We start from the raw sequence: 7,665 nt of genomic DNA, 5'->3' as shown, positions 1-7,665 counted from the left end.
CAGCCCGTTGGGTATCAGTCACTGACAACGGCGGAATCTTCGGACCCGGACGACTCATACCGAACTAACGACAAACCTCCGACTCGGGTCACTAGACGGTCCTCGCGCTGTGTCCCTCAAGGCCTGTCGTTGTGAAGCAGGCCGCAGGCAATCGATCGCATCTCGTCAGCGACGTCGAGGCGTGTGTCAGGCCCGCCTCGTTGGGGAGGCGTAGAAGCACACCACTACTCGTGGCGCAGAGCGGCTGCGTACCAGCCGGGCGAGGCGAGGGGACGGTGAGGCGGCAGTAGATACCTGCACCGCACCGCCCGGTGCCCTGATGTGCTCGGACCCCTTTGCGCAGCCAGGGAAGCGTATAGGCGACGGACGCCCCACCTGAGCTGGTCCGGGCGCGGGCCGGCGCCACCAGATTCACCGTCCTGCACTGGTGAGCCGAGAGCTCGGAACACCGCTCTCCCTCGAGGCTTCCCGAGGCCGGGCACCCCGGCGAGTATCCGGGCTGTCGACTGGTGCCCGCGGTGCGGGCGGGTGAGCCTGGTGGCATGAGCAGTGCGCCGATTACCGTGCACCGCCCCTCGGCTTCCGGGGGTCGGAAGGTCACCGTGCGGCGGTACGGATATGACGAGCTCCTCGGCCTGGCGCACTCCGATCACGACCTGGTTGTCTTCCTCGAAGCTGCCGGAATTGCTGACCCCGAGACGGTGATCGACGACCCGAACTTGGTCGAATGGCGTGGAGGCCGCGCACACGAATGGCACGCAGCCTGATGTCAGGATGGGCGGCGCTCTCCCCGGCGATGAAGGAGCCGGACGCATGACCGCCTCCGGCCCCATGTGGGGCGCTACCGGATCCTGTACGAGATCACCGAAGCTCGTGATCATCCACGTCGGCCGCGCCTCGGCTGACTGCGGCAGGCAGCCGACGCGAACGACCCGACTTGGACTTCCGGGCTGTCAGGCCACTACCAAAACATCTGTCGACAGCACCTGTGCTACCTGCCGCGGTCCTACTCCATCGACCGCCGCACACCGCCGCGGACGGGCCAGTGGGGGTGCGGTTGTCCCTGGGTTGTGCTGAAACTGGTCTCGAGCAGGCCGGTACCTGACCACGACGGGCGCCGGCCTGCCGACATAGGCCTGCTCATCATGCTCTGTGAAAGCGATCAGCCCGTGAGGAGCCCCACCACGATGCGCTTGCGGCCCACCCCTGGGGCGCTCGACGTGGAAGTGGGGCGCAGAGGGGTCGCTTGAGTGGGGGGGGAGAGGTCCTAGGAGTTGTCGTCAAAGTGTCAGGCCCACATCAGGAGCGAGGCGAGGGTGACGGCTGCTTTGTAGGACTGGGCGGTCTTGTCGTAGCGGGTGGCGATGCCTCGCCACTGCTTGAGGCGGTTGAAGCACCGTTCCACGACGTTGCGGTGCTTGTAGACCTCCTTGTCGAAGGCCGGAGGGCGGCCGCCGAGGCCGCCCTTCCGGGCCCGGTTGCGTACCTGGTCGGCCCGCTCAGGGATGGTGTGCCTGATGCCGCGGCGCCGCAGCCAGGTGCGGATCGCCTTCGAGCTGTAGCCCTTGTCGCCGATGACGTGATCGGGCCTGGTCCGAGGACGGCCCGGTCCGGTCCGGGGCACCCGGATGGCGTCCATCACCGTGGTGAACTGCGTGCAGTCGTTGGTGTTCCCGCCGGTCAGGACGAACGCGAGCGGGCGGCCGACCCCGTCGCAAGCGAGGTGGACCTTGCTGGTCAGGCCGCCCCGGGACCGGCCGAGGGCCGGGCTTTGGCGCCCCCTTTTCGAGCCCCGGCGGCATGCTGGTGGGCGCGGACGATGGTGGAGTCGACCGACACCAGCCAGTCGATGTCACCCGCGGCGTCCGCCTTCGCCTGCGCAGCCCGCAGCATCCGGTCGAACGTGCCGTCCGCCGCCCAGCGGCGGAAGCGGGTGTGCAGGCTGGTCCACGGGCCGTATCGCTCGGGAACGTCCCGCCAGGGGACACCGGTGCGGAACTTCCACACGATCCCGTTGAGGATCATCCGGTCGTCCAGCCGGGGCCGCCCCAGCGCAGGCCGGGGCAGCAACGGACGTATGAGGTCCCACTCGGCATCGGACAGTTCATGGCGACGTATCACCACTCCATGATCCACAATCCAAGATCACTTTGACGACAGGCTCTAGGGTCGGCTCGTTTAGGATGCACCAGACGGACACAGCGTCTTCTACCGGCTCGCGCGAGACCGTGAGAGAGGCTTCCTCCGCTCCTGTCATCCCGTCATGCGTCTTTATGAAGCCGCGGCTGGTTGAGGTGAGCGTTCCAGCGGATGGCCTTCGATGTCGCTTAGGCCAGCTTGAGAGCAGGGGCCTTCACCGAGAAGCAAGGGAGTCCCCCTGAACTCCCTCACGGGCTGCACGAGCCGTCGGTCCGCCGGGTCGAGGCGGTTGCGGTCCAGGTGCCGTTCTCGCAGGCGGTCCCGGTAGTCGGTGGGCTTGGTGATCGGCCGTTCGGCCTTGTCGTACTTCCCGCGCACCTTCACGAGAGAGGTGGCTACCGTGCTGGGCGAGCCACCGAGGCGGCGTGCGATGGCTTTGCGGGTCATGCCGGTGCTGACCATCTCCAGAATCTCCAGCTCGCTGGGGGAGAGAGCGGTCGGCTCGGGGCTAGGTCACCCCCGAGCCCGCCACCGGGAGACCAGGCTGCCCAGGCTCACACCCACGCGGGACTGCGATGCCGAGCGGCGCCCGCGGACACCCGCCCTCACACGTGTGGCTGCGGGGGTATCGCGAGGCCAGGGGCCGTCCGGCGAAAAGACAGGCACTTGACGTTCCGACTGCGCCTTGATCTCCCAGTAGGACTCGTGCGAGGTCACACGGTACGCCTCCTCCCACGACGCCAGCGCCGCTGCGACACCCGCGCCCGCGGTGCCGCGCCGTCGGACGTGACGTGCCAGCCAGATGAGGAAAACGAGGACTGCGGCCAGCCCCCCGAAGATCGCCAGCAACGGCAGGAAAACGCTCATACGGCCGAGGCTACGGCCGCCACACAGCCGGGTCACCCAAAGGGAGAGCCATCGTGCCAGCCGGCACGCATCACAGTTCCCTGCTAACAACCAGGGGCCCGCGAGGGGCAGCGGGGGAAGGGGCAGGCCGAGCCATGCACACAAGCCCCAGATGTGGCCCCGCCCTGCTAAAGGCCGAGTCGGCCGATGCGCAATCGAGCCTCACGAACGGTCCGAGGCACCCAGACCGCTCGGCCTACGCCGTGCCCCCAGAGCGCCGCTCAGGGACGGCGCATGAGGCCCAGCAGGTGAATGTCGTCGATCAGGTCGAGCCATCTGTCGACTACGGGTTCTCCTCGACGCGCATCCCCGCGAAGGGATCATCCCTCTCGGCCCGGGCGGGCGAAGGCACGTCGTGCCGGGGAAACCTCCCGGCCGACGGGTTCACCAAACGGGAGTGCCGGAGCGGCGTAGAAATCGTGAGGTCTGTTTGGGGGAGACTAACCGGATGCCGGAACCCACAACGACGGCGGCCCGGTGGCGCAACGGAGCGCACGGCTACGGGCTCGTGACGAAGGTACTGCACTGGTTGGTAGCTGCGCTGCTCGTGGCGCAGTTCACGGTTGGCTACCAGATGGAATCCGGGAACGGGCATGGGCGCGGCCGGGGGCGCGGTGGGGAGTCGGGGCGTGGGCGGGGCGGCGAGGACGGTTTCGAGTTCGGGGAGGACCGGTTGTTGACTGTCCACGTGGCCCTGGGGCTGGCGATCCTTGGCCTCGTGCTGCTTCGCCTTCTTTGGCGGTGGACCACTCCTCTGCCTCCCTGGTCTGCGGTGCTCTCCGCAGGGGAGCGGACTCTGGCTCATTGGACCGAGACGGTGCTGTACGCGACGTTGCTGGCGATGCCCTTGACCGGCCTGTGGCTGCTGACGGTAGGGGACGATGATGCGCTTGCTCCTCACGTCGCCGCCCACGTGGCCTTCTTCGTCGCCGTCACCGTTCACATCGGGCTGGTGCTCAAGCACACCCTCATCCACCGCAACCACCTTCTGCGCCGGATGCTGTAGAGCTCAGCGTTGCGGCCGCGGGCGGCAAGGCTTTCGGTGAGTCATCATCCTCGGTGAGCTTCTCAAAGGCCAAGGGCCGGGCTTGGGCCCTTGGCTGGCTCCGCTCTTGCTCGCGCGTGCGGTCAGTTCGACGGACACCCAGTAGCAGCGGCCGACAGGCCGCTGCTTCAGCTTCCGCTCACCGCCCAAGAGCAGGGCGAGAGCAGCGCGATCGAGGCTGAGCCCTCATCGCACGACTGTTGTCGACCGCCGACGGTGCCGAGGAATCCCGTCGTCATCGAGCGCCATGACCCCCGCCGTCTGTACCAGCTACCCCACCCTTGTCAGCCCGTTGTGATGAGTGCAAAGACACGCCTCTGCCTATTCGACCCATCGCCCGAAACCGCCGCAGTCCAGTCCACGACTTCGCCGAGATATAGGTACGCCTCATCGCCGCCCACTACGACGCGCTCTCAGCGCCTCCGGCGCAGCTTGGAACGCCACCAGAACGTACGCCCGCTTCTCAGGCGTCACAGGCAGTACATCCCGCCCGAGAGGGCCTGGCTGCTCGCCGTCCTCGGCGCTGGCGCGATGATCTGAGATACCGCGATCACCGTGTCAGGCCGCGCATGCCTATCGCCTGGCGGGTAGGAATGCGCCTGAGGCAAGGGTTCATCCGTCCGCATGATTCTCGAACGGTCGCCATGGAAGCCTCGGTGTCCCCGCGCCCCTTCCAGGCCAGCCGTGCCACACTCCAGACGCGTGAGGCCCCTGCGTTCTCCCCTTTCGCAGGGCTTCGCCCGGCCCCACCCGGGCTTACCTCCGCGGCCCGGTGGGGGCCCTCGACGTCTGCGGCTGCCTCACGATCCGCGAGCGCAGCCCTCACTCGTGAACTGCCCACCGTTCGCCCGGATCGTCACCGCCGATGCCCCACAGTCACGGCCTGACACGGACGAACACCCGCACCATCGGGTGCCCACACTGCCGTGCTGGGGCGGCAGCCCGCGTGCGGCGCAGGAGGCGACGGCCATCGCGACACAACCTCGCATAGCGGCCTCGGTGGTGGGGTAGGGCTGCGGGGGTGACGCACCAGTGGATCATCGTTGCGGATTCGGTCAACACCTTCACTGTCGACTCGCCGGCTATTGCTCCGTGCTTGCCACGTCCGCCGCAGGGGACGCTGGCGATAGAGCTGATGCCGTGGGAGCTACGGGTGGGCGACATCGTTCCGTACGACGACTGCTGCGGCCGGCCGATCGTCGACATACACGCCGTCGGGCAGGGACACCGCGCCAGACGCCTCGTCTTCGCCGACCTGCCGCCCTGTACCGTCCGGAAGAGCCTGCGGATCTACCGCGCCCTGCAACCCTCGCTGTACGCCGCCGCGCGATGCGGCATCTGAGATAGATGCTGCACGCCGGAATCATCTAACCGGCATCTCACCTAGCAGCTCGAAAGCCGACCAGGAGCAGATGAAACCAAAGCTCCCTCCTGTTGATGCCACCGGTGACGAAGTGAGCGTCAATCGGGCTGGACTGATCCTTGAACAGGCTGGCGCGTGCGCCCCGCCCCACGGGGCGCACTTACGGGACCCGCCCTCAGCCGGGCAATTGCCTCCGTCAGCCTCAACCGCGGCACATGGGCAGGAGGCAACGCTCAATCCGCCGGCGCAACGTGCATTCCGTCCCGCGCCTTGGCCGGGGCCGGATCAGTGTTCACCGGATCAGGGTCCGCCCCAGATCTTGTGCCAGTCGGCGCACGTCTCCGTTATGCCTCCTTCGGTCTTGCACTCCTTCACCTCGATCCAGGAAGTGGTGAAGTCGAAGTTCCAGGTTCGCTGGTCCTCCGCCAGGTAGCCGGAGGCGCTCAGGTTTTCGGTGCGGCTTCCGCCCCAGCCGTCTTGATAGGTGGCGCGGACGAAGACTCGCGCGCCTTTGCTGTCGCTAGGAGTTGTCGTCAAAGTGTCAGGCCCACATCAGGAGCGAGGCGAGGGTGACGGCTGCTTTGTAGGACTGGGCGGTCTTGTCGTAGCGGGTGGCGATGCCTCGCCACTGCTTGAGGCGGTTGAAGCACCGTTCCACGACGTTGCGGTGCTTGTAGACCTCCTTGTCGAAGGCCGGAGGGCGGCCGCCGAGGCCGCCCTTCCGGGCCCGGTTGCGTACCTGGTCGGCCCGCTCAGGGATGGTGTGCCTGATGCCGCGGCGCCGCAGCCAGGTGCGGATCGCCTTCGAGCTGTAGCCCTTGTCGCCGATGACGTGATCGGGCCTGGTCCGAGGACGGCCCGGTCCGGTCCGGGGCACCCGGATGGCGTCCATCACCGTGGTGAACTGCGTGCAGTCGTTGGTGTTCCCGCCGGTCAGGACGAACGCGAGCGGGCGGCCGACCCCGTCGCAAGCGAGGTGGACCTTGCTGGTCAGGCCGCCCCGGGACCGGCCGAGGGCCGGGCTTTGGCGCCCCCTTTTCGAGCCCCGGCGGCATGCTGGTGGGCGCGGACGATGGTGGAGTCGACCGACACCAGCCAGTCGATGTCACCCGCGGCGTCCGCCTTCGCCTGCGCAGCCCGCAGCATCCGGTCGAACGTGCCGTCCGCCGCCCAGCGGCGGAAGCGGGTGTGCAGGCTGGTCCACGGGCCGTATCGCTCGGGAACGTCCCGCCAGGGGACACCGGTGCGGAACTTCCACACGATCCCGTTGAGGATCATCCGGTCGTCCAGCCGGGGCCGCCCCAGCGCAGGCCGGGGCAGCAACGGACGTATGAGGTCCCACTCGGCATCGGACAGTTCATGGCGACGTATCACCACTCCATGATCCACAATCCAAGATCACTTTGACGACAGGCTCTAGCGGAATCGCGGATGTTGGTCGTGACATAGATGCGGCTGGTGGAGGACGATTGCGACACCGAGCCCCAAGCGTGGGCGCCGGCGATGTCGGCCTGGGTGTATTGGGCATTCCAGCTGACCGAGACGGCGTTGGCGGTTCCGGCGGACACTCCCGCGGCAAGTGCGGCTCCGGCGGTGATCGTGCCCGCGGAGCGCAGGAGGACGCGCAATCGGTTCATTTTTCTTCTCCCATGAGTGGTAGTGACGATCCCCGTCCTGGCCGGCCGGGGCAGGCAGACCGTTTGCGGACCAAAGATCTGCCGAGCACAAGGTCGTCGAGTCGGCGCCGCGCTGCCAAGGGGAAGCGGATGTCCCGGACAGGCGGCGAGATGTCCTGCCTGGTCGATGGCCTGTCCGGGACATCCCCCGGGACTGTGCGGACGTTCTACAGAGCTCCCTTACCGCAGGCCCGCAGTTGGCCGGTATGCCGTAGTGAGGTGGTCTCCGGCCAAGCAACCGCGATCCCCGCACCCCCGACAGCAACTGAGTACAGAAGGCACGCGCGGTATCAGGGCCGGCAGATGGTGTAGTTCCTTCGGGGCCCTGGTGCCGTACGGCACCAGGGCCCCTCCACGCGTTGACCGCAGAGAGGTGCAGATGACAGCACACGACCCCATCAGCCGCCTCGACGACGACTACCCCGCCTACACGATGGGCCAGGCCGCCGACATGCTCGGCACCACACCGAACTTCCTCCGCGCTCTCGGCGAGGCCCGCCTCATCACCCCGCTGCGCTCCGAAGGCGGTCACCGCC

Annotated in this window: 8 protein-coding genes and 1 pseudogene; 4 read left to right on the top strand and 5 right to left on the bottom strand. The window is 67.6% G+C overall.

The features are described from left to right. Nucleotides 1-542: 542 nt before the first annotated feature. Complete coding sequence (locus ACZ68P_RS35870) at nucleotides 543-767, top strand: hypothetical protein (protein ID WP_471013546.1); 225 nt, start codon at nucleotides 543-545, stop codon at nucleotides 765-767. A gap of 521 nt (nucleotides 768-1,288) precedes the next feature. On the opposite strand, the gene ACZ68P_RS35865 is transcribed toward ACZ68P_RS35870, so the two are convergent. Both ACZ68P_RS35865 and ACZ68P_RS35860 read right to left on the bottom strand, forming a co-directional pair. Next, a protein-coding gene (locus ACZ68P_RS35865) for an IS5 family transposase (protein ID WP_471013553.1) occupies nucleotides 1,289-2,118 on the bottom strand; the annotation gives its coding sequence in 2 pieces (ribosomal slippage) (nucleotides 1,289-1,782 and nucleotides 1,782-2,118; 831 coding nt in all). Between the two features lie 153 nt (nucleotides 2,119-2,271). After that, nucleotides 2,272-2,622 (bottom strand): annotated as a pseudogene (locus ACZ68P_RS35860) (LuxR C-terminal-related transcriptional regulator); the annotation flags it as partial. An 871-nt stretch (nucleotides 2,623-3,493) separates the two neighbouring features. Here ACZ68P_RS35860 and ACZ68P_RS35855 point away from each other — a divergent pair. Both ACZ68P_RS35855 and ACZ68P_RS35850 read left to right on the top strand, forming a co-directional pair. Beyond that, complete coding sequence (locus ACZ68P_RS35855; RefSeq protein ID WP_471013544.1) at nucleotides 3,494-4,051, top strand: cytochrome b; 558 nt, start codon at nucleotides 3,494-3,496, stop codon at nucleotides 4,049-4,051. A 1,135-nt stretch (nucleotides 4,052-5,186) separates the two neighbouring features. Beyond that, nucleotides 5,187-5,432: a hypothetical protein gene (locus ACZ68P_RS35850; protein ID WP_471013542.1), complete on the top strand. Its 246-nt coding sequence runs from the start codon at nucleotides 5,187-5,189 to the stop codon at nucleotides 5,430-5,432. A 321-nt stretch (nucleotides 5,433-5,753) separates the two neighbouring features. Here the strand turns inward: ACZ68P_RS35850 and ACZ68P_RS35845 are convergent, their stop codons facing one another. The 3 genes from ACZ68P_RS35845 to ACZ68P_RS35835 all read right to left on the bottom strand — a co-directional run bounded on the left by ACZ68P_RS35845 (nucleotide 5,754) and on the right by ACZ68P_RS35835 (nucleotide 7,090). Beyond that, nucleotides 5,754-5,990, bottom strand: a complete 237-nt coding sequence (locus ACZ68P_RS35845; RefSeq protein WP_471013541.1) for a hypothetical protein — start codon at nucleotides 5,988-5,990, stop codon at nucleotides 5,754-5,756. 4 nt (nucleotides 5,991-5,994) lie between these two features. Further along, a protein-coding gene (locus tag ACZ68P_RS35840) for an IS5 family transposase (RefSeq protein ID WP_471013553.1) occupies nucleotides 5,995-6,824 on the bottom strand; the annotation gives its coding sequence in 2 pieces (ribosomal slippage) (nucleotides 5,995-6,488 and nucleotides 6,488-6,824; 831 coding nt in all). Then, nucleotides 6,824-7,090, bottom strand: a complete 267-nt coding sequence (locus ACZ68P_RS35835; protein ID WP_471013540.1) for a hypothetical protein — start codon at nucleotides 7,088-7,090, stop codon at nucleotides 6,824-6,826. Before ACZ68P_RS35835 ends, ACZ68P_RS35840 begins: the two co-directional genes overlap by 1 nt. A gap of 418 nt (nucleotides 7,091-7,508) precedes the next feature. On the opposite strand from ACZ68P_RS35835, the gene ACZ68P_RS35830 reads away from it, so the two are divergent. Then, the coding region (locus ACZ68P_RS35830) for a MerR family DNA-binding transcriptional regulator (RefSeq protein ID WP_471013550.1) at nucleotides 7,509-7,665 on the top strand (157 nt) is incomplete at its 3' end.

Source organism: Streptomyces sp. NPDC036822 (assembly GCF_055609145.1).
Note: the sequence above shows the minus strand (reverse complement) of the source record. Positions and strands in the feature narration are given on the sequence as shown.